The sequence below is a fragment of the Devosia sp. Soil_C_22 genome (assembly GCF_057657195.1).
The window spans coordinates 162,617-183,543 of sequence record NZ_JBDGIY010000001.1 but is presented as its reverse complement, the minus strand read 5'-3'; the positions used below and the strand labels follow the sequence as shown (position 1 = coordinate 183,543).

General features: G+C 62.8%; 21 protein-coding genes and 1 tRNA gene. 5 read left to right on the top strand and 17 right to left on the bottom strand.

Annotated elements, in window-relative coordinates; translation table 11 throughout:
- Positions 1 to 3 precede the first annotated feature (3 nt).
- A complete protein-coding gene (locus tag AC3A6I_RS00805; RefSeq protein ID WP_487541104.1) occupies positions 4 to 327 on the bottom strand; it encodes a hypothetical protein in 324 nt (107 codons plus the stop codon).
- A 227-nt stretch (positions 328 to 554) separates the two neighbouring features.
- Between AC3A6I_RS00805 and AC3A6I_RS00800 the strand changes: the two genes are divergently transcribed.
- Positions 555 to 644, top strand: a tRNA-Ser gene (locus tag AC3A6I_RS00800).
- Between the two features lie 456 nt (positions 645 to 1,100).
- Here AC3A6I_RS00800 and AC3A6I_RS00795 read toward each other — a convergent pair.
- Genes AC3A6I_RS00795 through AC3A6I_RS00785 form a run of 3 tightly spaced genes read right to left on the bottom strand, consistent with a single transcriptional unit; the run spans position 1,101 to position 3,212 of the window.
- Positions 1,101 to 1,589 carry a ubiquitination-like system serine protease family protein gene (locus AC3A6I_RS00795; protein ID WP_487541103.1) on the bottom strand — a complete coding sequence of 163 codons (489 nt, stop codon included), beginning with the start codon at positions 1,587 to 1,589 and terminating at the stop codon, positions 1,101 to 1,103.
- Entirely contained in the window at positions 1,586 to 2,782 is a 1,197-nt protein-coding gene (locus AC3A6I_RS00790) for a ThiF family adenylyltransferase (RefSeq protein WP_487541102.1), read from the bottom strand. Before AC3A6I_RS00790 ends, AC3A6I_RS00795 begins: the two co-directional genes overlap by 4 nt.
- Positions 2,757 to 3,212 carry a multiubiquitin domain-containing protein gene (locus AC3A6I_RS00785; protein ID WP_487541101.1) on the bottom strand — a complete coding sequence of 152 codons (456 nt, stop codon included), beginning with the start codon at positions 3,210 to 3,212 and terminating at the stop codon, positions 2,757 to 2,759. Before AC3A6I_RS00785 ends, AC3A6I_RS00790 begins: the two co-directional genes overlap by 26 nt.
- A 146-nt stretch (positions 3,213 to 3,358) precedes the next feature.
- Between AC3A6I_RS00785 and AC3A6I_RS00780 the strand changes: the two genes are divergently transcribed.
- The 3 genes from AC3A6I_RS00780 to AC3A6I_RS00770 are packed head-to-tail and all read left to right on the top strand — an operon-like array spanning position 3,359 to position 7,826.
- Entirely contained in the window at positions 3,359 to 4,492 is a 1,134-nt protein-coding gene (locus tag AC3A6I_RS00780; RefSeq protein WP_487541100.1) for an AAA family ATPase, read from the top strand.
- A complete protein-coding gene (locus tag AC3A6I_RS00775; RefSeq protein WP_487541099.1) occupies positions 4,485 to 6,716 on the top strand; it encodes a S8 family serine peptidase in 2,232 nt (743 codons plus the stop codon). Before AC3A6I_RS00780 ends, AC3A6I_RS00775 begins: the two co-directional genes overlap by 8 nt.
- A gap of 9 nt (positions 6,717 to 6,725) precedes the next feature.
- A complete protein-coding gene (locus AC3A6I_RS00770; RefSeq protein WP_487541098.1) occupies positions 6,726 to 7,826 on the top strand; it encodes a DUF4365 domain-containing protein in 1,101 nt (366 codons plus the stop codon).
- An 823-nt stretch (positions 7,827 to 8,649) separates the two neighbouring features.
- Here the strand turns inward: AC3A6I_RS00770 and AC3A6I_RS00765 are convergent.
- From AC3A6I_RS00765 to AC3A6I_RS00745, 5 genes are all read right to left on the bottom strand, one after another.
- The gene (locus tag AC3A6I_RS00765) at positions 8,650 to 10,329 is read right to left on the bottom strand and encodes a recombinase family protein (protein ID WP_487541097.1); all 1,680 of its coding nucleotides are present in this window, start codon (positions 10,327 to 10,329) and stop codon (positions 8,650 to 8,652) included.
- Positions 10,322 to 10,849: a DUF2924 domain-containing protein gene (locus AC3A6I_RS00760; protein WP_487541096.1), complete on the bottom strand. Its 528-nt coding sequence runs from the start codon at positions 10,847 to 10,849 to the stop codon at positions 10,322 to 10,324. The genes AC3A6I_RS00765 and AC3A6I_RS00760 overlap by 8 nt, the downstream gene beginning before the upstream one ends.
- A 2-nt stretch (positions 10,850 to 10,851) precedes the next feature.
- A complete protein-coding gene (locus AC3A6I_RS00755) occupies positions 10,852 to 11,370 on the bottom strand; it encodes a DUF3489 domain-containing protein (RefSeq protein WP_487541095.1) in 519 nt (172 codons plus the stop codon).
- Between the two features lie 301 nt (positions 11,371 to 11,671).
- The gene (locus AC3A6I_RS00750; protein WP_487541094.1) at positions 11,672 to 11,809 is read right to left on the bottom strand and encodes a hypothetical protein; all 138 of its coding nucleotides are present in this window, start codon (positions 11,807 to 11,809) and stop codon (positions 11,672 to 11,674) included.
- A 542-nt stretch (positions 11,810 to 12,351) separates the two neighbouring features.
- Positions 12,352 to 12,672 (bottom strand): helix-turn-helix domain-containing protein, encoded by a 321-nt coding sequence (locus AC3A6I_RS00745; RefSeq protein ID WP_487541093.1) that lies wholly within the window; start codon positions 12,670 to 12,672, stop codon positions 12,352 to 12,354.
- Positions 12,673 to 12,874: 202 nt separating this feature from the next.
- Here AC3A6I_RS00745 and AC3A6I_RS00740 point away from each other — a divergent pair, with 202 nt between their 5' ends.
- Positions 12,875 to 13,243: a hypothetical protein gene (locus tag AC3A6I_RS00740; RefSeq protein WP_487541092.1), complete on the top strand. Its 369-nt coding sequence runs from the start codon at positions 12,875 to 12,877 to the stop codon at positions 13,241 to 13,243.
- A 34-nt stretch (positions 13,244 to 13,277) separates the two neighbouring features.
- Here the strand turns inward: AC3A6I_RS00740 and AC3A6I_RS00735 are convergent, their stop codons facing one another.
- From AC3A6I_RS00735 to AC3A6I_RS00700, 8 genes are all read right to left on the bottom strand, one after another.
- Positions 13,278 to 13,868, bottom strand: a complete 591-nt coding sequence (locus AC3A6I_RS00735) for a DJ-1/PfpI family protein (RefSeq protein WP_487541091.1) — start codon at positions 13,866 to 13,868, stop codon at positions 13,278 to 13,280.
- A gap of 33 nt (positions 13,869 to 13,901) precedes the next feature.
- Positions 13,902 to 14,786 (bottom strand): carbohydrate ABC transporter permease, encoded by an 885-nt coding sequence (locus AC3A6I_RS00730; RefSeq protein ID WP_487541090.1) that lies wholly within the window; start codon positions 14,784 to 14,786, stop codon positions 13,902 to 13,904.
- A 1-nt stretch (position 14,787) separates the two neighbouring features.
- Complete coding sequence (locus AC3A6I_RS00725; RefSeq protein WP_487541089.1) at positions 14,788 to 15,744, bottom strand: carbohydrate ABC transporter permease; 957 nt, start codon at positions 15,742 to 15,744, stop codon at positions 14,788 to 14,790.
- A complete protein-coding gene (locus AC3A6I_RS00720) occupies positions 15,741 to 17,081 on the bottom strand; it encodes an ABC transporter substrate-binding protein (protein WP_487541088.1) in 1,341 nt (446 codons plus the stop codon). The genes AC3A6I_RS00725 and AC3A6I_RS00720 overlap by 4 nt, the downstream gene beginning before the upstream one ends.
- Before the next feature lie 23 nt (positions 17,082 to 17,104).
- Positions 17,105 to 17,962 carry a sugar phosphate isomerase/epimerase family protein gene (locus AC3A6I_RS00715; protein ID WP_487541087.1) on the bottom strand — a complete coding sequence of 286 codons (858 nt, stop codon included), beginning with the start codon at positions 17,960 to 17,962 and terminating at the stop codon, positions 17,105 to 17,107.
- Entirely contained in the window at positions 17,959 to 18,963 is a 1,005-nt protein-coding gene (locus AC3A6I_RS00710) for a zinc-binding dehydrogenase (protein WP_487541086.1), read from the bottom strand. Before AC3A6I_RS00710 ends, AC3A6I_RS00715 begins: the two co-directional genes overlap by 4 nt.
- Before the next feature lie 135 nt (positions 18,964 to 19,098).
- On the bottom strand, positions 19,099 to 20,106 hold the full coding sequence (locus AC3A6I_RS00705) for a LacI family DNA-binding transcriptional regulator (protein WP_487541085.1): 1,008 nt from the start codon (positions 20,104 to 20,106) through the stop codon (positions 19,099 to 19,101).
- Positions 20,107 to 20,332: 226 nt separating this feature from the next.
- Positions 20,333 to 20,695: a response regulator gene (locus AC3A6I_RS00700; protein WP_487541084.1), complete on the bottom strand. Its 363-nt coding sequence runs from the start codon at positions 20,693 to 20,695 to the stop codon at positions 20,333 to 20,335.
- Positions 20,696 to 20,927: the final 232 nt, after the last annotated feature.

Below are 20,927 nucleotides of genomic sequence, written 5' to 3'. Positions count from 1 at the left end.
GCGCTAGATCTGGTCGTGGCGCACGAACAGCCGGGTGCGGCGCGAGCGGCCCAACCAGGCGAGCAATACGCCCGGAACCGCCAGCACGGCCCAGCCGGGAAAGCCGAGCACGGCCTCGAAGGTCGGCTCCAGCACGAGGCCGAAGAAGCGCGAGGCGAAGAACTCGCGCACGATCCCGAGGCTGTCGGCATGCAGCCAGGCCCAGTCCTCGGCAAAGGATGTGAACAGCAACTGGTTGGCGCCCAGCGAGCGCGTGCCGTCGATGATCAAGAGGATCAGCGCCACACCCAGCAGCCAGGTGCCGATAATCCTGAGAAAGAGCCGCATCTCTCTGCCCGTCGCGTCCAGGTATGGCCAACCGGCGCGCCGGATGACCATGGTTCTTGTGGCATGCAGGGAGGGACCGCACAAGCCGAAGCCCCCGGCGGGACGATAGCGTCACAGGCCATTCATTATCCTTGCGGTCGGGGCTTCGATGAGTATATTGCGCCCGCTCCGGCCGGGTCTCCCGGCGGACGAGCAGACCCCGGGCCCGACCCGGCCGCTGCAGCAGCGGAGAGATGGCCGAGTGGTCGAAGGCGCACGCCTGGAAAGTGTGTAGGCGGGGAACCGTCTCAAGGGTTCGAATCCCTTTCTCTCCGCCATGCAGGCGCCCGCGAAGGTGCAGAATGCCTGTCGCGGAAAAAACTTCAAACTTTCAAATGGTTAGGCTGCCTCATAGCCCTGATTCCGTACCACTCACCCGCATCTCTAGGTGTGCAACGGGCCCGATTCTGAGATCGAGATTTGGCCGATACGGTTGGTCAGCGACCGCTCCGCGCCAAGAGCGGACCTAATGGTGGTCGTCGAAATGACGAGCAGACCGCCTCCCGGCTGGTTCTCTAGCCGAAGAGCGCCGCACAACTTACGCCCATGGCGGTTTCGACGATCCAGAGGCCAGACCGTTTGCCCAGTTCGCACCCACTTTGCCTGGGTAGAGCCTGCCAGTGGCGGCAGACAGTTCGCTCTCGTCCATCCCGCGTCCCATATCGGCGACCAAGATAGACAATCCTCGATCGCCACACGATACCTTCGCTCCACCTGTGTGGAACGGTGGTCTACTATTTTGAGTTCTTGGGGCGGCCAAGTTCCGAAATTGCCTTAAGCAGGGCCTTCATACCATCGCCAAACGATTTGGCAGGCAGCTGCTCGACAACCGGTCTAGCGAGATTGCCTGGGCAAGGCGCGGTCGGCTCGAGTACTCTCGTCTCATAGTACCGGTCGCGCATTTTGCGGTCGTGCACCCGTCCCTGATCGATGCGCTCCTGGGTCATGTCGCCGGCCCACACCACCGTATCCTTGCGGACGATGTAGTGCGATCGACAGGGCAAACCCCAGCTCCCGACTGACGGCCATAGACTCACCGTGTCGCCGTCATAGGTGAGTTCCCATCCAGCCGGCTTAATCGGCGTCACGACTTTGGTGCCGCAGCCGCAAAAGCAATTATGCACGGCGGTCGCGAAGGGAATCGACACATAGAGGACCCCCTCCTCGCGCTGCGGCGGCATCGTCTCGACGAACTCGTGCCTGATGCGAAAGTTCGTGTTCATGCCGCGTCTTCGTTGCTGAGCTCGTTGGTGACGATCTGCAGCGTCGTGTGATGCTCATGCTGCAGGTCGGCATAAAACCCGAAGAGCTTCTTCCACCGCATCACCGCCATGAACGCGTTCGCCATGTTCAGATCGGCGATCTGAATGTTCCGGTCGTACTCGTTTCGGTCGTTGGCGGCATTGAACCCAATGCGGTCGTATTCATGCACATGCTGGCGCATAGCGGGCGTCGACAACGTGGCGCGCACCACACCACCGAGGCTGCCACTGGCGGTCATGTAGACGCCCATGCCGACATCGATGAACGGAACGCCGAGTTCCTCGAGCCGGGCGACGACGGCGCGCTTGCCCTCGCCCTCCATGCACAGGAACACGAAATCCATCCCTGCCAGCTCGTCGACCGTCTCGGGCGTGATGAAGTAGGCATGCGGTACGATCCCACGCCGCATGTTCCGGTAAATGCCGTAGTAGTAGTCGACTTTATGCGGCGCCTCGGCGAGCTGAGCGCGGGACGCAGCACCAGGCGCGCGGAACGCATTGTGCTGATACATGCGGTCGCCATCGTAGGTGTGGATCTCCCGCACCGGCGTCTTGGCGACCAGGTCGAGAACATATCCGCCCGTCCCGCCCAAGCCCACGATGCCGACGCGCGGCAAAGCGAGCTTCTGCGAAAGCGCCACGATGTCGGCGCGGCTCGACGCCGTATCCACATATTCGAACACGTCGTCCGCTTCGACATCGTCGCCGGAAACGAGCGGGAACACCGCCGCCGTCGCCTTCGGGTCGATGGCAGCCGCCGGGCCACCAAGGATGGCGATGTAGCTCGTCACCTGATGGTAGAAGCCGTCATAGTGATCGAGCGGCTTGGGCTTGGCCGAAAAGTAGTGGCGACCAACAACCCCCTCGCCAATCTCGGTATTGGGATTGCCGGCATTCATGCGCTCGATGCGACGGCCATCGACGTGACACGGAAATTCCCCATCGAAGAGGATGGTGTGATCTCGGGGCATCTTGGCCACGTCATCGGCGACATCGCCGAGCGAGATGATGATGGTGCCGCGGGCAACTTCGCGCTTGCTCGTCACGTAGGGTACCTGACGCACGGTCAGGTACCCATTGATGACGCGCAGGTCGAAGCCCTCGTCGCGCAAGCGCTTGAGGTCGGGACTACGAGCGATCGGTCGTTGTGACATCGAAGACCATCCCCTTCTTGATCCGCACCGTGTCGCCTTCGAGCAGCGAGCCCTTCGGATTCTTCCGCGGGCCACGGCTGTAGACGATCGTGAACATGATGTTTTCGCCCGCCGGCACAGGGTTGAACGCGAGCTTCACCAAGTCATCGAAGCTCAGCCGCGGCTGCGTCGTCGTCTTCGGTTCGGCGTTCACGAAGATCGTGATCTCCTTCTCCGTGTAGAAATGGTCGCCCTTGCGGAGATCGACCGGGGTGTCGTCGTTTGGGATGAATTCATCCTCATCGTCGGCCGGCAGATCGCGGAACAGCTCCCGCTTCCGGCCGATGTCGGCCAGCTCGTAAAGCGCCCCGCCCGTGGTCGGATCGGGGGAATCGTACTGCTGACCGTCGATATGGATGCGCACCGTCGGGCGCTTTTCAGAATCGCTCATAACCGAGCTCCTGCTTGATGTTGCGCCGGCACCAGATCGTCCAGCTTGTTTACATGGTAGGCAGGCTTCGGCCAAAAGTGCAAGAGAAAGTTTACACTATTGTGTTTTTGGTTGACACTCACGACGGAATAAGGGACACGTAGGCCATGGAAGTTGACAAGAAAATCCTCATCGCGCTGATTGAAGCGGCCATGTCCGCCGATTACACGCGAGTCCGTCGGACGGCGAATATGCTTTCGAAACAGTTTCTGGAGCTTAAGGACAGCGACACCGCCAAGCAGATTCAGACGATCGTCCGCAAGAAGGGCGTGCCCCTGCAGACCTCCGGCTACGCGCAGGCACTGCCGCTCGATGCCGGGTCCCGCTTGCCCCTCTTAGAGGAGGGCCCCGCACCATCGTCGCCTATCCTGCTCGACGAAGCCCCAGGCAAAATCGTAAGGCAGTTCCTCGAGGACGCCGCGAACTTCAATCTGCTCGAAGAGATGGGCCTGACCTCGAGGCTAGGCCTCCTGCTCTACGGCAAGCCGGGTACTGGCAAATCGCTTCTTGCTTCACACATTGCTGCAAAGCTCGAGCGACCCTTCTATATCGTCCGGCTCGACTCCCTGATTTCAGCGCGACTTGGTGAAACGGCCAAAAACATCCGCGGCATTTTCGACTTTGTTCCCGCCACCGGCGCAGTTCTGTTTCTTGACGAAATGGACGCTATTGCAAAACTCCGCGATGACCGCCAAGAACTTGGCGAGCTGAAGCGCGTCGTCAATGCTGTGCTACAAGGAATCGACTCCCTGAGTGATGGCGTCGTCATTATCGGCGCCACCAATCATCCACAATTACTCGATCAGGCGATTTGGCGTCGCTTCCCCTACAAGATCGAACTTGAGCTTCCCGGCGAATCCGTTCGACAGGCGATGTGGCAGGAATTCTTACTCGGCGGTCAGGAAAGCAGCGCGTCCGATGCGCTCGTGCTTGCGAGATTGTCCGAGCAGCTGAGTGGTGCGGACATCGAGAACATCGCCCTTAGTGCTCGTCGGCGCGCAATTCTCGATAAGACCGCAATCAACATGCCATCGGTGCTGCTCGCGATTTCAACCTCACGCACGGGGAGTCCGACGCTTCCCGATACGCGTCCACTCAGCAGCGACGACAAGCGCGCCCTCGCTCTCGTGCTCCGCGATCGTGCGCAAATCACAGTCAGCGAAATTGCCCGCGTAATCGGTACCAGCCGACAGATGGCGCATCGCTATTTGAAAAATGAAGTGGAGGGCGACGATGGCTGACGAACCGGTCAAACGGCCACTGCTCAATCCCGTTCTTAGGTTCACGAGGGACCCGAGGCCCGAGGGCATTGCTGGCGGCGGCAAGAATGCCGGCGGCATCCGCACCGAGCGCCTTACGGAACAGCGAAAAGCCCTGCGCGACGCATTTGCCAGTATCCATGCGCAACGCAGCAGCCTGCCCCAGCACGGCAAGCGCGTGGTCCTCTATGCATCGATGTTCGCGGATTCACACGCACCGACCTGGACGCCGGGCGATATCTTCAATGCCGATCACGGTGCGACGCTCATCGCGCCATTCCGCGCGGGCTATCTCCTCGAGGTGCAGGCCAACCGACTGCAATACCTTTCCGGCCTAATGGCGACCGCCACGACCGCCCGTGAGATGGTCGATATCTCCCGCGTTGAAGAAGTTCGCCCGTTCGACACCGATGATGCGTCGCATGGTGTGGATTTTGACGACCTCTGGGAAGAAGCGCCCCAAGTAGATGACGGCCGGGCCTTCGTGGTCTGGCTCATGCCCTTCTCGCATACCGAGGCCGTCGATAGCGTGCTGCGCGACGTCGAGCGCCTGCGTGGCAATATCCTCCTGCCTGCGCCCAACGTTGCGTTCGATAGCGCGAACAGCACGCTGCCTGCCACGCTGAGCAGCCGCCTCGCCATTCAATCCGCAGACAGCATCGCGACGTTGATGCGCGACTATCGGCTGCGCGGGCGCGGCAAAGCTACGATCGTCGTTCCAAATCAGGATGCCCTCATACAGCTGATGGCATCCGGTGGTGTCTTCCGCCTCGACCCGGTCGTGCCCATTACCTCGACCTCGCCTGGTGAAGGTGCGGAGCCGAACCGGCCACTTCCACAAGATTTGTCGTCCATGCCAATCGTGGGCGTGGTCGACGGCGGTCTGACGGCAGCCTCCTACAAGTCCGCCGAGGCCTGGCGCGCGCCTGCGCTCATCAAGGACGCGTTCGCAGACGCAAAGCACGGCAACCGTGTCGCCTCGCTGATCGTGCAGGGCCACGACTGGAACAACAACCTCACCCTGCCCGCGCTCTATTGTCAGGTCGGCGTGGTTCAGGCTGTTGCGCGCGAGAAGACCAAACAGTTCGTCAGCACCACCGACTTCATTACCTATCTCGATGCTGTGATGACCGCCCGGCCCGAAACAAAGGTGTGGAATTTTTCGCTCAACCAGAAGATCGACTGCGAGTTCGATCAGGTAAGCGAGCTTGGCCATGCGATCGCGATGCTCGCTCGCAAGCACAAGGTGCTGCCGATCATCTCCATCGGCAACAAGCCGGGCGACCGCATGCAGCCACCAGCCGACTGCGAAGCGGCGCTGACGGTTGGCGGGCGTTTGCACACATCGAACGGCAAGCCCGGTCGGTACTGCACGGTTTCGACTTCCGGCCCCGGCCCCTCGAGCATGCTTAAGCCAGAGCTCGCGCATTTCTCCCACGTTCGCGCCATCGGCGGTGCGACCGTGCCGGGCTCCAGCTTTTCCGCGGCGTTGACCTCACCCTTGGCCGCCCACACAATGGCTCAGTTGCGCGACCCCAACCCGGATCTTGTCAAGGCGCTTTTGCTGAACCAGTGCGATGGTCACGGCTTCGACCCGGCCATCGGCTTCGGCTCACCAAGCGAAACGATGCCCTGGAACTGCGCACCCGGCATGGTCACGCTGCAGTGGTCCGCATCTCTGAAGGCGGGGGCCGCCTATTATTGGGAGCTGCCGATCCCACTCGCCATGCGCAAGACCGGCAAGCTCCGTGGACAAGGCACTCTCACAGCTATCCTAAATCCGCACCCGCTCGTCAGCGAATACGGCGGCGCCAACTATTTTAGCGTCCGTCTTGCGACGGCGCTCCAATACGAGCGCGGCAACAAGTTTCACAACTTCCTCGGCTCCATCGACACTAAAAAGATCACCGAGGAAGAGGCGCGCGCCAACGACCACAAGTGGAGCCCGGTTCGTCACCATCACGCGGGATTGAGCTCCCACGATTTTGACGGCGACAATCTGCGCGTCTATGGCCGCGTCTACACCCGCGACCTCTTCCTCTACGGCTACTCCCACCCGGACGAGACACCCGAGATGGATGTCCAGTTCGTGCTCTCGATTGGCACCGGCGATCCCGAGGACGATGTTTACGGTCAGGTGTTCACCGACCTCGGCAGTTACGTCGAAAACGCTACGATCAATGCCGACCTCGAAGTGACGCACTAAGGGTGAAGCATGAAGGTCGGCGCCAAGGACGATTTCGAAAACAGGTACATGGGCCGGTTCCGCCAGCTCGTGGCGCCATATGGCGTGTTTGTTGAGTACGAGCGTGATCGAGCCGGTCGCGACATCGGCGTCCACCTAACGCAGCCGCACCCGAAGAAAATGGGTCACATCATGACGCCCGCCCTTATCTGGTTCCAGATGAAGGGCCTTATGAAGTCCACCCTCACCAAGGCCAAATTTGACGCTGCCACTGACGTCCCTGTTGGCCTCAGAACTGAGCACCTGCGGTTTTGGTACATGAACCCGCAGCCGACCTACCTGGCCCTTTACGTAGAAAGCGTAGACCGATTTCTGGTCATCGATATTCAGGATTGGGTGCGGAAAAAATTCGGGCAAGCAATCCTGACGCTCAAGCAAAAATCCGTTCAAGTGCGCGTGGGAAAACGCAATATTCTCGATGATGACTTCTTCCGGATCATCATCCAGAAGAACCTGACGCCGGTATTGAAGGCGACACTGGCCGATGAGAGCGATGCGGACATCGGGCGCTTTCTTCGTGACTCTGGCGTCATCAAATGGCTCGCCGAGTGCCGGAAGAACCGGTTACCGACGCGGCTGACAGTATACAAATACATGTCGAAAACCCGTACCGAGGCGTACTTCGAGAGTCAGGACGCCGACGGCGAATGGCAAAGATTTCGCGAGCATTGGCAATACATGATGGGCGATATCAACGTCGCTTTTCCCTACCTCACGTTCATCCCTGAGCGACGCGCCAAAATCTCGAACTGGATCGACGACGAAGATTTTGACGGCAATCCGATCTGGGCCAGAGGCATCACGATCGTCGAGAGCGAGGACGACGACGCTCTTATCTACGACGATGAACCGCTCGATGGAGAATGCCTGCTCCCAATCGGGGAGAACGACTACTCCTATGGAGAGATGCTCGGCGGCGAGCAAATCGTCCATCGCATCGGCATTGGGCTCAACGACATAGGCGACCGGTGGGCCGCGAGAATTGATGTTCTCGAAGCCGCCGAGGTGCTTTCGGTTGTTCGCGAACCGCACAGCATCAGCGTCGCGCCTTGGCACGCGAGGGATATCTAGACAATGCGGATGCCATGAACACGATGTTTCAACCGCCGTGGTGCGATCCTCTCACACTCGATCGGTGGCTCGAGGCGCCGCTCTACAAAGGCCTCTACATCGCTGGGAATTTGTGGAAGACCGCCGGCCCTAGATAGAGGGCCGGCGGTAATGCTCCGCCCCATGCTGCCCATAGATGTGATAGCTGCTCTCTCTATGCGCTGCAGCTGCCCCTCATTGCACTCCACGGCGGGGAGGACCCATCGGCCCGCGCGATCCAGGCGGCACCGCGATGGGGCAGTGGAGGCACATCGCCCTTGATGATTGGAGTGGCAGCGTCCGGCCGACAACGGAAGCATCCGAGCCCTGCAGTCTGCCATGTGGGCACTGAGACTGTTGGCAGGCCTCCTCGCGCATTCAGTTCTTTGCACGTCTTTGCACGCGGATCGACTGTGCGGTCTACCATTGCCCTGTCAGCGCTCGAACGAATGACTTGCAGTCGGTTCTGCTCATCCTCCACCGCCCCATCGCGGTGCCGCCTGGATCGCGCAGGCCGATGGGTCCTCCCCGCCGTGGAGTGCAATGAGGGGCAGCTGCAGCGCATGAAGGGAGCAGCTACGAAGGTTTTGTGGATCGCCGCCGCCGACCGGCGCGGAAGTCGAGGCATGTCGCGGAATAGTCGCGATGAAAGGGCTTCGGCAGGACTGATGTTGCCGGCGGTATCTGGTATTAGGCGCCGCTAACCCATTGATATGTCGCTACCCCGACGGCGACACGATCGCCGACCATACGACTTCATGACGCGCAGAAGGCGACACGAGCCGAGTGGCCGGCATATTCTGGCTTATCCACGCCACCCCAGCGGCACGTCACCATCAACGGTCAGCGCCTTGACCGACATCCCCGCCGGCTGCTCGCCCCGCAGGATCGCCTCCACCACATCCGGCGCAAGGAAGGCCAGGTTCACTACCCGGCTGACATAGCGGTCGGTGACGCCGACCCGCTCGGCGATCTCTCTGAACGAGGTGGCCTTGCCGCTGGCCAGCTCCTCGAACCAGGCTCGCCCGCAGGCCACAGCCCTGATGAGAGCAGCGTCCTTGATGGGGCCACCGACGTGGTGCGAAGCCTCGACCACGAGCCGCCTCTCAACCCCATGCCTCGGTGCTGAGGTGGGCACCTCGATCACCAGCGGGTCGTCGTGAGCCTCACCGTCATCTCCGAGCAGCCGCCAGCGCAGTTCTGCCGGCCGCAGCTCGATGCGCAACCGGTCCTTGCCCACCTGCACCTTGTCGACCAGCTGCTCGATCAGCGCACGCTGCTGGGTCGGTAGACCTTGCTGCAGCTCCGTCGAAAGAGCAGCCGCCATCTCGAGCGCGATCGCGATCTCGTTTGGCGACGCGGCATCCAGCCCCAGCGCCGACACCAGCCGCGGCTGGTCAGCGAACAGCGCCACGATGCCGGCAATGACCGCTGGCTCGATGTCGGCCGCCGCCAGCCGATAGCTGCTCACCGGCCGGTTGTGGGCGCCCCGCGCGGTCGATGCTCTGCTGGCATAGTACCGATAGCGCCGGCCAGCCTTGACCGTATGGGTCGAGGTCAGCTTGTTGCCGAACTCATCGACGATCAGCCCGCTCAGCAGCCCGGGATGCTTCGCATTGGAGCGCTTGCGAACCCCCTGCTGATTGAGCCGCAGCATCTGCTGCACCCGGTTCCATGTCGGCCGGTCGATGATCGCCTGGTGCAGTCCCTTGTGGTTTTTGCCCTTGTGCGAGACGGCGCCGGCATAGAGCGGATTACCGAGGATCTTGTAGAGATTCCCGCGGGTAAAATGCATCCCACCCATCTGCCGCCCGGACTTTGCGACATAGGATTTGGTGGTGAGCCCGAGCGTGCGCAGCTCTTCCTCGACCAGCCGGACGCTGCCGAGATCGAGGTAGAGCGCGAAGATGCGCCTAACCGTTGCGGCTTCCGCTTCGTTGATAACGAGGCTCCGGTCTTTCACGTCATAGCCGAGGGGGATCGGCCCACCCATCCACATGCCGCGTTTCTTGCTGGCCGCCACCTTGTCGCGGATGCGCTCGCCGGTCAGCTCACGCTCATACTGGGCAAAGCTGAGCAGCACGTTGAGCATCAGCCGGCCCATAGAGCTGGTCGAGTTGATGTGCTGGGTGATCGAGACGAAGGAGACGTTGTGCTGCTCCAGCACCTCGTTGAGTTTTGCAAAATCGGTCAGTGAACGGGTAAACCTGTCGATCTTGTAAAAGACGATGACGTCGATCTCGCCGGCCCTGACCTTGTCCATCAGCGCGGTGAGGCCGGGCCGTTCGGTGTTGCCGCCGGAAAAGCCGCCATCATCAAAATGGTCGGGGACCAGCACCCAGCCCTCATGGGCCTGCGACTTGATGTAGGCCTCGCAGGCCTCGCGCTGGGCTTCGAGCGAGTTAAACTCCTGCTCGAGCCCTTCCTCGCTGGATTTCCGGGTGTAGATGGCGCAGCGCAGCCGTTTTGCAGAACCATCAGCCATTGATCTTGCTCCCGGTCTTGCCGACCCCGAAGAAGGTGTGGCCGTTCCAGCTGGTGCCGGTGATCTCCTTGGCAACGGCCGACAGCGAGGTGAAGCGGCGGCCATTCCACTCGAAGCCGTCGGCGAGGACCTCGACGGAGTGCGTAACCCCCTTCCAGTCGCGGATCAGCCGGGTGCCGGGCCGAAGAGTCCGCGGTGCATCAGCAGTGGTGAAGCCACCTCCGGCCTCCGCCTCTTTGGCGATCCGCAGCAGTTTTCGCCGCGTGGCTGGTGCGAGACCACCGAGTGCTTTCTCCTGCAGCTTGTAGGCAATGGCCCGGATCAGCAGGTCACGCCGAAAACCCTGAGGGGCAGAGGTGCGATAGAGCGTTCGCCAGCGCTGGCGCAGCTCGCCAAGGTCAAGGTGTTGAAGCGCTGCGATCTCGGACCGCAGCGCTTCATTCTTGCCCAGTGGACGGCCTGCGGATGGCTCGACGTCATCGAGCCGTGCAGAATCCTCGTCGCGCAGGTCGTCCATCATGCTCAGGCCGCCTTCGTGCTCTTGAGCGGCGCGATATGATAATAGCGGATGCCGTCAGGGCCCTTCTCGGAGATGAACTCCAGCCCCAACCGCTTCTTCGCCGTGCCCGACATCCAGCCGCGCACCGAGTGCGGCAGCCAGCCGGTGGCCGTGGTCATCTCCGCGATCGAGGCGCCCTGCTGCCGGCGCAGCAAAGCCAATATGACATCCTGCTTGGAGACCTTCTCGTCGGCGCCAGACTGCTCCTCTGAAGCAGATCCAGGCTCGAGGCCGATGGCCTTCAGGCCAGCCTCGGTGACGACCAGCGTCACTCGAGCTTCGTCGGCCTCGCGCCACACGACTGCCTGATCTGCAGCCGGCGTTTCGGCAACCAGCCCGGCGCCGATCAGCTCCGTCACCATCCTATTCGCCATCGCTTCAGACACCTTCAGGGTCTCCGGCAGGGGAAGCACATGCAGGTCGGTGCGGGACGCCGCGCCGGCAAGGATCGTTCGCTTCGTATCGTTAAGTTTCGAGGCCATCAGCTCTCTCCTCAGTTCACCCGGAGCGACATTGCTCCCGATGCACTGACACAGGCCCGGCCAGACCTGCCGGGCAGAGAGGTGCTGGTGCACTTCACGTGCAGTACTCATGCTCCGATCGCGCAGCCAGTCCAGCGATTTCAAGGATTTCTTATGCTCGGCGGGCGAGGCACGACGGCGTCACGCGAGACGCGTTCGTTGCGCGAAAATTACGCGCGAGGCGACTTCGGGCAGAAACCCTGAAGTGCCGTCCACATTTCAAGCGACAACGCTCGCCATGCCCAAAGGGTGTAAGGCAGTCCTACTTGTTGCCACCTGGATCGAAGATCACCAAGCGCCCCACGGCGTCGACGACAGTGATGTCGGAGCCACCGGCGAAGCGGATCTCGGCAAGTACGCGCCCTAGCTCTTCGCTGGAACGTGCCTCAAGGCGTCCCATTCCGGTTTGCATGCGGTAAGTAAGGTAGTACGTCGCAGCTGGCGGCGGATCGGACGACCGGCGTCGTCGACGCAGCCAGCTCATACCGTGACGGTCGGCACGAGTTCGACCACGGTGATGGTCAAATAAACGTGGCCGTCAGTCATTACTCAGCTCTCCGGTGTTGACCAACGCGCCAGGTAGGCAGATCCGCATAGAGGCGATGGAGACACCCGCAGCGAGCGATGCGCGGACGTCTCCATCAGTTCGTGGAAAGACAGATGCATTCCACGCACCGCCTCGCCAATCCCGGCCGTAGACACTCCGGAATCGCCCATACAAGGCGGCTAAGAGGGCTTGGTCCGAACCCTCCCAACGGGTCGATACCGGCAACTGGAAGCCAAGGCAGCTCCCGACATCGAGAGTATCGTCGGCCACATGAGGGGCGGGGTAAAGTTGCGCGGCGGACACAATTGCGTGTGCCGCGTCGGAGCGCCGGCGGGTGCCGGAACGTGCAGCTAGCGATCCGCCAGCCAGTGTGGCCTTTGCGATAGGACAGGAGCCTAGCTGCCTCTCCTGGCAACGGCCTCGGCTTGGACAATGGTGATGGCCAGCTCTGCCTCGGACATGGCTTCGGCGGCCATGACCAGCCGCTCCAGCAGCCCGCCACGCGATGACTCGGCTGACGGCTCACCGAGCAACCAGCTCGGCGAGGTGCCCAATGCCCGCGCGATGCGGACCAGCGTTTCCAGGTCCGGTTCCCGGCGGCCAGTCACGTAGTGGGCATACCGGCGCTCGTCGAGGCCGCTCCGGCGAGCCGCCTCGGCATTGGAGATTCCGAGCTGGGCTGCCCGTTCACGCAATCGGTTGGCGAAGATGTCCATGAGAACGGATTGTTCTCGATAGACGTCAAATTGCACACGTACGTTACGGACTTCGACAGGAACGGATTGTACTGTCTTGAGAACACCAACGAGGCATCCCATGACACAGACAAAAGCCTTCGGCCGCCGCAATGCAACCCGCCCGCCATCGCCTTCGGCCCGGGCGGTTGCTCCCAGGACCGAGACCGATGAACCCGCGCCGATGGACAGAAAGCTGCTGCTCGACTGGAGCAGGTACGCTGCGCTCGCTGCGGTCGCCTTCCTTGCCGTGGTGCTCATCCGCACGACCAACAATGGCGAGGCGGCGCAGACTGCCCCTGCCACCAAGCCGCCGGTACAGACCAAGTGTGGTGCGACACTGGCCGAGTTCTACGAAATGCGGCCCGGCATGTCCTATCGCGAGGTCCGCGACATTGTCGGCTGCGAGGGCGAAGTCATCTCCCAGATGGCCCTGATGGGCAGCAACCACATCACCGTCCAGTGGGACGCCCAGAACACCCGGTTCGGCAGCATGACGGCGTCGTTCAGGGACAATTCGATGGTCTCGAGGACGCAGTTCAATCTGAAATAGATGCTCCCCTCCGTGAACCGGCGTGCGGGATTGGTCACGCCACCTCTACTTGATCTGGCCGGCGCTCGTTCTCGCGCTTCAGCATGCGCATCCATTCGCCGATGACCGGCCCGTGGTCGTGCCAGGTGCGGCCCGAGACGATATTGCCGTCGACGACGCAGGGCTCGTTGACGAAGATGCCGCCGCACACTTCGAGGTCGAACTGGCATTTTGGCACGCAGGCCATGCGGCGGCCGCGGACGCGGTCGGCGCGGGCCGGGATCTCGACACCGTGGCAGATGCTGGCCACCGGTTTGCCGCTATCGATGAAATGCTGCGTGATCCGGATCAGGTCCGGGTTGTCGCGGATATATTCGGGCGCCCGGCCACCGGAAAAGAAGATGCCGGCATACTCGGTCTCGTCGATCTCGCTGAAGGCGATGTCGGCGTCGATCGTGTAGCCCTCCCACTCGCGGGTGATGGTCCAGCCTGGCTTGATCTCGTGCAGCACCATCTGGAACTGGCGCTTTTCCGGGCCGGCGACGACGGGTTCGAAACCATCCTCCTGCAGGCGCAGGTAGGGGTACAGCGTGTCGACCGTCTCGGTCGCATCGCCGACGATGATCAGGACTTTGTTGCTATGCATTTTGTCGAACTTCCGCATGGAGAGAGAAAAGCGTCAGCCCTTGCCGCCGCTGAGGTTGATGCCCTGGATGAACTGGCGCTGCGCGAACAGGAACAGCAGCAGAGGCGGCAGACAGGCGAGCAGGGTTGCGACCATCAGGTACTGGTCAGTACTCTGCGAGGTGACCGTGGTGTCGGCGGCGCCCGTCTGCAGGAACCTCAGGCCCAGCGTGAGCGTGAAGTTGCTCTGCGACTGCAAATAGATCAGCGGCTGCAGGAACTCGGTCCAGTGCCAGATGAAGCCGAGCACGGCCACCGCGCCGAGCGCCGGCTTGGACAGGGGCAGGATGATCGACCACCAGATCCTGAGGTAGCTCGCGCCATCGAGCAGCGCCGCCTCTTCCAACTCGCGCGGGATGTTGGCGTAGAACTGCCGCAACAGAAAAATCGAGAAGGCGCTGCCCGAGCCCGCCGCCACCCACCACGGCACCACCAGCGGCAGGAAGGTGTCAAGCCAGCCCAGCTGCGTGTAGATCACGTATTGCGGGATCAGGTAGCTGATCCCGGGCAGGATCAGCACCGCGATCACCACGCCGAACAGGATACGGCGCAGCGGAAAGCGGAAGCGCGCAAAGCCATAGGCGACGAGCGAGCAGCTGAGCAGCTGGCCGGCCAGCGCCAATACGGTGACGATCATCGTGTTGGCAAAGAAAGTGCCGAGCGGCAGCAGCGTCCACACGTCGATCCAGTTTGACCACAGCCACTCCCTGGGGAACAGCGGCTGCGGATATTGCTGAAGCTCGGCCGGCGACTTCAGCGAGGCCAGCACAGCCCAGACCAGCGGGGTCAGGAAGAACAGCGTGAACAGCCCGAGCATGCCGTAGAGCAGCACCTTGCCGCCGGCCCGGTGCGGGCGCGCATGGCTCACATCCGCGCTCATCTCAGACCTCCGTTCCGTAGTAGACCCACTTGCGCTGCAGTCGGAACTGGATCGCCGTAAGCACGAACAGGATCAGCGTCAGCACCCAGGTCATGGCCGAGGCCGACCCGAAATCGAAGCTGTGAAAGCCCGTCGTGTAGATGTGCATGAAGTAGGTGTAGGTCGAATATTGCGGCCCGCCGCCAGTGGTCACGTAGACGATGTCGAACACCGTGAACGAGCCGATGGTGGCGATGATCAGGTTGAAGAAGATGGTCGGGCTTATCAGTGGAACAGTAATCGAAACGAACTGCACGAAGCGGCTGGCGCCATCGATCTCGGCCGCCTCGTAGAGCTCCTTGGGCACGCTCTGCAGCGCGGCGAGGAAGGTGATCATCATGGTGCCGCCAATGGCGCCCCAGATCGCAATGATCACCACCGAGATCAGCGCCGTATCGGTCGAGCCGAGCCAGTTCGGACCGTGGATGCCGACCAGCTCGAGAGCGCTGTTCACCAGCCCGAATTCCGGGCTCAGCATCCACAGCCACAGATAAGCCGCGGCGACCGACGGCACGAGCGAGGGGAAGAAGAACACGCCACGGAAGAAGGCCCGGCCCTTGACCCGGGCATTGAGCAGCACGGCGCAGAGCAGCGACAGCCCGACCGACAGCGGCACCAGCATGGCGGTGTAGGCCAGCGTGGTAGTGAGCGCCCGCCAGAAGATCGGCTGCGATGTCAGCCGCGCGTAGTTGGCGAGCCCGATCCACTGCGGCGAGGAAAATACGTCGTACTTGGTGAACGAGTAATAGAGCGACAGTACCATCGGGATGAGCGTCAGGCACAAGGTGCCGACCAGCCAGGGGCTGATGAAACAGAAGCCCCACAGGGCCTCGCGGACGCCTGCCCGCATGGGCTTGCGATCCGCGAGGCGATGACGGGCCGCCGGGGTGGCGCCGGCAGATGCCGTCATCTCGCTCATGCCTGGCTCAACAGATCGGCGAGCTGCTGGTCGGCGGCAGCAAGCGCGTCGGCGGCGGTCTGGTCGCCGCTCCACACGCCGTCGAAGGCGAGCTTCATCATGGCGTACATCTCGGTGATCTTGTTGTTGGCCGGCACCGAGGCGGGCGGCGGCGGATTGTCCATCACGGCGCGGTTGTAAAAGGCGTAGATCGGGTCGTTCGCCACCATCTCGGCGTCGTTGATGGCATCCTCGCGCGGTGCGGCGACGAAGCCATGCGCGATGCGCGCGATACCCTCCTCCTTGCTCGTCGCCAGCTTGGTGAAAGCCCAGGCGGCATCCGGATTCTTGGTGGTCGAAAAGATCGGATAGCCCTCGACCACGAGCTGGCCGACGCGACCGGCAGGGCCCTGCGGGATCAGCGCGATGTCGTAGGTCTCGGCGAACGCCTCGGGGCCGAGCGCGGTGCGCAGCATGTTTGCGTGCCAGGGCGAGGCCTGCCACATCGCCACCTTGTTGGAGCCGAAGAAGCCATTGTAGTCAATTGAGCCCGAGGCAAGGCGCGGCAGCTCGGCCGGCTGCTTCATCACCTTCTTGTCGTTGATCAGCCCGGCGATCCACTCGAAGGCGGCGCGTATGCCATCGTCCTTCAGCGCGCTCTCGGTGCCGTTGTTCTTGAGCACGTCGCCGCCGAACGAACGCGCCAGCACCACCAGTGCCTCGGGGTTATCGAGCGGCAGCACCACACCGAACTGGTCGTTCTCCGGCTTGGTCAGCGCCGCCGCCGCAGCCTCGAACTCGGCCAGTGTCCATTCCGGCGTCGGGTAGGCCACACCGGCCTCGTCGAAGAGCTTCTTGTTGTAGAACATCGAGATCGGCCCGCCATGAAAGCCGGTCGGGATCATGTAGAGCTTGCCGTCAATGGTCACCGCATCGAGCGCGGCCTTGAGGTACGGCGACAGGTCATGCCCGTCGGCGGCGACGAATTCGTCCACCGGCAGCACCAGCCCCTTGGACTGGAACAGGTTAAAGTTCTGCGTCGTCACCAGCCAGGCGAGGTCGCCGACGGTCTTGGAGATCGAGCCAGTGAGCAGCTTGGTGTCGTAATTGGTACCGGTATCGCTCGACTCGACCACGACCTGCAGGTTTGGCGCCTCGTCGATAAAGCGCGCGCCCAACTGCTCCCAGTAGGCGATCTTGTTGGGCGTGGCGCGCTCGTTGATCTTCAGCGTGCCGGTCCACGAGGCCGGGTCGGACGCGGCGAGCGACGACGTACTGTGGCCGAAGGTGGCGGCAACGGTGGCGCTGGCGGCCGATAGTGCGAGGAACCGGCGGCGGTTCAGGAAATCCAAGGTCATGTCTTCTCCTCCCAGATAAAGTCTCAGGCGCGGGCGCGCTGCCCTGCCGAAATTCCCTCGCGCCGAGCGGCATCGAGGGCCGAAAAACTGGTTCTGATCGCATCGAGCGGGTCGTAGCCCGCCGCGTTGAACACCATCGCGCTCACCTCCACCGTCACCGGCCGGCTCCAGCCATGGCGGCCGAGCACCGCGAAATACCGGGCCAGATCCAGCGAACCGGCGCCGGGCAGGACGAAGCAGAAGCCGCTCTCGGTGGGCACGCTGTCCTTGATGTGCGCGTGCACCGCATAGGGCAGCAGCCGGGTCGCGGCGTCCTCGAGGTCGAACTCGACCCCGGGCAGCGCGTAGTGGCTGATATCGAAATTGAGCCGGATGGCCGGGTGGTCCACGGTCTGCATGAGCCAGACGGCGCGGTCGACCGCGTCGATCAGGCCCTTCACATGCGGTTCGACGGCGAGCACCGCGCCCTCGCGCACCGCGATATCGCCGAGCTGGCGCAGCCGCTCGACCAGTTCCTCGTTGCGTGCCGGCCATTCGGCGCGCGCGCCACCCATGGTGAAGGTGATGATCGCGTCGTCGCCTGCGCCGCAGTGGTGCGCGGACTGGATCAGCGCGCCGAGCGTGTCATCGTCCATGCCGGCGCGATCGGCACCGGGCAGCACCGTGTCCTTGGCGAGGAACGCGGTTAGCTCAAGTCCCGCGTCGGCGATACCTTGGCGAATGACCGCGCCGTCCTGCACCGCGATCCGTCGCGATACATCGGGATAGCCATCGGCCAGGGTCAGCTCCACAGCCTCATAGCCAGCCGCCGCGATGGCAGGAATGGCAACATCCAATGCGACTGCACCCAGCCCGTATGTGCCGTAGGCGAGCGGGATCATTTCGCGGTCCAATCGAACAGGATGCCCGACCACTGGCCGGGATTGGTGCGCAGCCCTTCATAGGCGCGCGGCGCCTCGGCGGCGGGCACGACATGGTCGATCACCCGCGACAGATCGAGCCGGCCACGCGCGATCAGCCCGAAAATGGCGTGCGCGTTTTCTTCCATCGAGTGGCGATTGAACGGGGTGCGGTACGAGGGGAACTGCCACTCGTGGGCGCCCTTCACAGTCACCGAACTGTGCGGCCGCCATAGATGCATGCGCTCGAGGATCGGGGTGATGTCCACCACCTCGGCGCCGCGCGGCGAACCGAGCAGCACCAGGTCGCCGCCCTGCCGGGCGAAGTCGAAACACTGCGCCACCACGGATGGGATGCCGGTCGCCTCGATCACGATGTGCGCTCCGTCCTCGCCGGTCACCGCCCGCACCGCAGCCAGTGTGTCAGCGGTCCCGGCCAGTACGCCGTGGCTGATGCCCAGGGTCTTGGCGAGCGCCAGCCGGCCCGGGTCCCGATCGATCCCGACCACGGTCACCCCGGCCGCTTCGTAGAGCTGCGCCGCGATCATCCCCACCGGACCGAGCCCTACCACCACGACGCTGTCGCCCAGCTCCGGCGGGCTCACCCGCAAAGCCGTCATGGCCACCAGCGCCAGCGCCGTCGCCGCGGCCTGCTGCGAGGACACTGCCTCGGGCACGGCGACGCGGAATGCATCGGTCAGCACGTGGCTGGTGTGCGGTGTGTGCGCCAGCACCCGGTCGCCCGGCTTCACGTCGGTCACGTCGCTGCCGACCGACACCACCTCGGCCACAGCACGGTTTCCGGCCACCCATGGATAGGCGATCTTCTGCAGCCCGGTGAGCTTGGCGCGCTCGGTGCCGGTCGAGACGAACGAGTATAGCGTCCTGAGCAGGACCTGCCGCGGGCCGGGGTTCACCTCAGCCTCGCGTGCCCGCACCTCGACCTGATTTTGGCCAACAAAAACAACTTCGCGCACCAGCATGCGACGCAACTCTCCTCCTGTGCCGGTCGTTTCCGTAACCGGTTACGGAGATTGCTAAAGCCGATCGATTTCCGTGTCAATCACTTCATTTCAGATGCCGGAAAGTGACCTGACAATTGGCCGTTCGGCGGCCCCTCAGGCGGATTCCCTCACCACCAGCGTGGTCTCGAGCTGCACATCGGGGGTGACGTCTTCGCCGCCGGCGAGGATCTGCAACAGCAGCGCCACCGAACGGGCGCCAATCTCGCGCATCGGCACATGTACCGTGGTCAGGGCAGGCACTGTCACCGGGGACGAGATGATGTCGCCGAAACCGGCAACCGCGATCTCGTCGGGTATGCGCAGCCCGCGATGTGCCAGCGCGTGCAGCCCGCCGGTAGCCAACGCATCACTGGCGAAAAAGATAGCGCTGGGCCTGGCTTCGGCCAGCAGCCGGTTGGTCGCCGAAATCCCGTCGGCAAAGGCATTGCCTTCGGCTACGAGCTCGCTGCCGGATCCCGAACCGAGCGCCCCGATCGCCTCGCGATAGCCGGCAAGCCGCTCGAGCGCCGCCTGGGTGACGGGCGGCAGGCCGACATAGCCGACGCGATCATGCCCGCGTGAGGCGAGAAACCGCATCATGTCGAGCGCGCCCCGCTTGTGGTCGATGAACACCGCAGGAAAGGTCGACTCCTGCGAACGCCGGAGCGCGACCACGACGGGCAGTTGCGGGAACTGTGCCCGGAGCTCGACATCGTGCTGGCCGCTGCCGCCCAGCAGCAGCACGCCAGCGACGCGGAACTGCTCGAACGAGCGCACCGCGGAGTGCAGCGATTCCTCGGCATGGTCGGTGAACGACATCATCACCGCCACGCCGGCCTCGGCCGCCGCCTGCTGCACGCCCTGCGCGAAATCGAGGAAGAATGGATCGTAGACGGTCGGGATGACGATGCCGATGGCGGAGGTCACGTTGCGGGCGAGGCCCCGCGCCAGCGGGCTCGGCGTGTATCCGAGCTCACGCGCCTTGGCGAGGATGCGCTCGCGCGTCGCCCGGCTGACTTCGGGGTGGTTGTTGAAGGCACGCGATACCGTCCCCGATGAAATCCCAAGATCCCGGGCAATGTCATAGATGCTGAGCGCCTTGTCGCGCTGCTTTCTGGACAATGGAAACGTCCTGCCTGCTGCTTGTTGTTGCGGCAGTGCTACACCAGCCGTCTCTTGATACAAGTCCGTACGAGGATTGAATGCCAACCCTAGCGTGCACTTCGAACGATCACCAGCGCCTAAACACCGGTCGCGCCGCGCAGTTTTTGTGCACGTCAAAGCCTTGACGCGTGCGAACGCGGCCCTCGGTTGCGGTAGCGTTTAGTCCAGCCGAACGTCCGTTTTCTCAGCTCAGAAGTTCGCGCATTGAGGTGACCAAGTGGGGCTGATGGAAGGGCTTGGCGAAAAATACGCTCCCGTCCGGGATATCTGTGATCTCGACGAGTCGATGGCCTGAAACCACGATTATCTTGACCGGCGGCCATCGATCAGCCACGGCCCGGGCGAGCTTCAGCCCGTCCATGCTTCCGGGCATATCGACATCGGTGATGATCAGCCTGATGTCGTCGTAGCGCTCAAGGAAGCCGATTGCCTCGTCGGCGTTCGAGGCCTCACGCACGTTGAAGCCTTCGCTCCTCAGAAAGTCGGCCAGATCCAGCCGAATGAAGGGTTCATCTTCAACAACGAGTACGGAGCTAGCAACGGCCACGGTTAGTCCATTCGAAGTTAGTCTGCAGTGATCCGGAGGCCCTCCGTGGGCATCCGAACGTCCATTCCGCGAGCCGGTTGCGTAAAAGCTCGGCGCGCCGCTGTTTTGCTCAGCGTTAGACTAACATATGACAGTCCCGGGATCGCTGGAATGCGATACCGACGTCCTACCCCCGCTGGCTATCGTGGAGCACGATCCCCGTGTATCTGCGTACACAACGCGCCCCTCACAG

Bases quoted from the DNA above. Each gene is read 5' to 3' on its own strand.
- AC3A6I_RS00775 (WP_487541099.1), top strand. From the start codon at position 4,485: ATGGCTGACGAACCGGTCAAACGGCCACTGCTCAATCCCGTTCTTAGG.
- AC3A6I_RS00725 (WP_487541089.1), bottom strand. From the start codon at position 15,744: ATGAGCGAGATGACGGCATCTGCCGGCGCCACCCCGGCGGCCCGTCAT.
- AC3A6I_RS00710 (WP_487541086.1), bottom strand. From the start codon at position 18,963: ATGCTGGTGCGCGAAGTTGTTTTTGTTGGCCAAAATCAGGTCGAGGTG.
- AC3A6I_RS00740 (WP_487541092.1), top strand. From the start codon at position 12,875: ATGGACAGAAAGCTGCTGCTCGACTGGAGCAGGTACGCTGCGCTCGCT.
- AC3A6I_RS00805 (WP_487541104.1), bottom strand. From the start codon at position 327: ATGCGGCTCTTTCTCAGGATTATCGGCACCTGGCTGCTGGGTGTGGCG.
- AC3A6I_RS00715 (WP_487541087.1), bottom strand. From the start codon at position 17,962: ATGATCCCGCTCGCCTACGGCACATACGGGCTGGGTGCAGTCGCATTG.
- AC3A6I_RS00735 (WP_487541091.1), bottom strand. From the start codon at position 13,868: ATGCATAGCAACAAAGTCCTGATCATCGTCGGCGATGCGACCGAGACG.
- AC3A6I_RS00745 (WP_487541093.1), bottom strand. From the start codon at position 12,672: ATGGACATCTTCGCCAACCGATTGCGTGAACGGGCAGCCCAGCTCGGA.
- AC3A6I_RS00730 (WP_487541090.1), bottom strand. From the start codon at position 14,786: ATGAGCGCGGATGTGAGCCATGCGCGCCCGCACCGGGCCGGCGGCAAG.
- AC3A6I_RS00790 (WP_487541102.1), bottom strand. From the start codon at position 2,782: ATGTCACAACGACCGATCGCTCGTAGTCCCGACCTCAAGCGCTTGCGC.
- AC3A6I_RS00720 (WP_487541088.1), bottom strand. From the start codon at position 17,081: ATGACCTTGGATTTCCTGAACCGCCGCCGGTTCCTCGCACTATCGGCC.
- AC3A6I_RS00765 (WP_487541097.1), bottom strand. From the start codon at position 10,329: ATGGCTGATGGTTCTGCAAAACGGCTGCGCTGCGCCATCTACACCCGG.
- AC3A6I_RS00795 (WP_487541103.1), bottom strand. From the start codon at position 1,589: ATGAACACGAACTTTCGCATCAGGCACGAGTTCGTCGAGACGATGCCG.
- AC3A6I_RS00780 (WP_487541100.1), top strand. From the start codon at position 3,359: ATGGAAGTTGACAAGAAAATCCTCATCGCGCTGATTGAAGCGGCCATG.
- AC3A6I_RS00785 (WP_487541101.1), bottom strand. From the start codon at position 3,212: ATGAGCGATTCTGAAAAGCGCCCGACGGTGCGCATCCATATCGACGGT.
- AC3A6I_RS00755 (WP_487541095.1), bottom strand. From the start codon at position 11,370: ATGGCCTCGAAACTTAACGATACGAAGCGAACGATCCTTGCCGGCGCG.
- AC3A6I_RS00750 (WP_487541094.1), bottom strand. From the start codon at position 11,809: ATGGGACGCCTTGAGGCACGTTCCAGCGAAGAGCTAGGGCGCGTACTT.
- AC3A6I_RS00770 (WP_487541098.1), top strand. From the start codon at position 6,726: ATGAAGGTCGGCGCCAAGGACGATTTCGAAAACAGGTACATGGGCCGG.
- AC3A6I_RS00760 (WP_487541096.1), bottom strand. From the start codon at position 10,849: ATGATGGACGACCTGCGCGACGAGGATTCTGCACGGCTCGATGACGTC.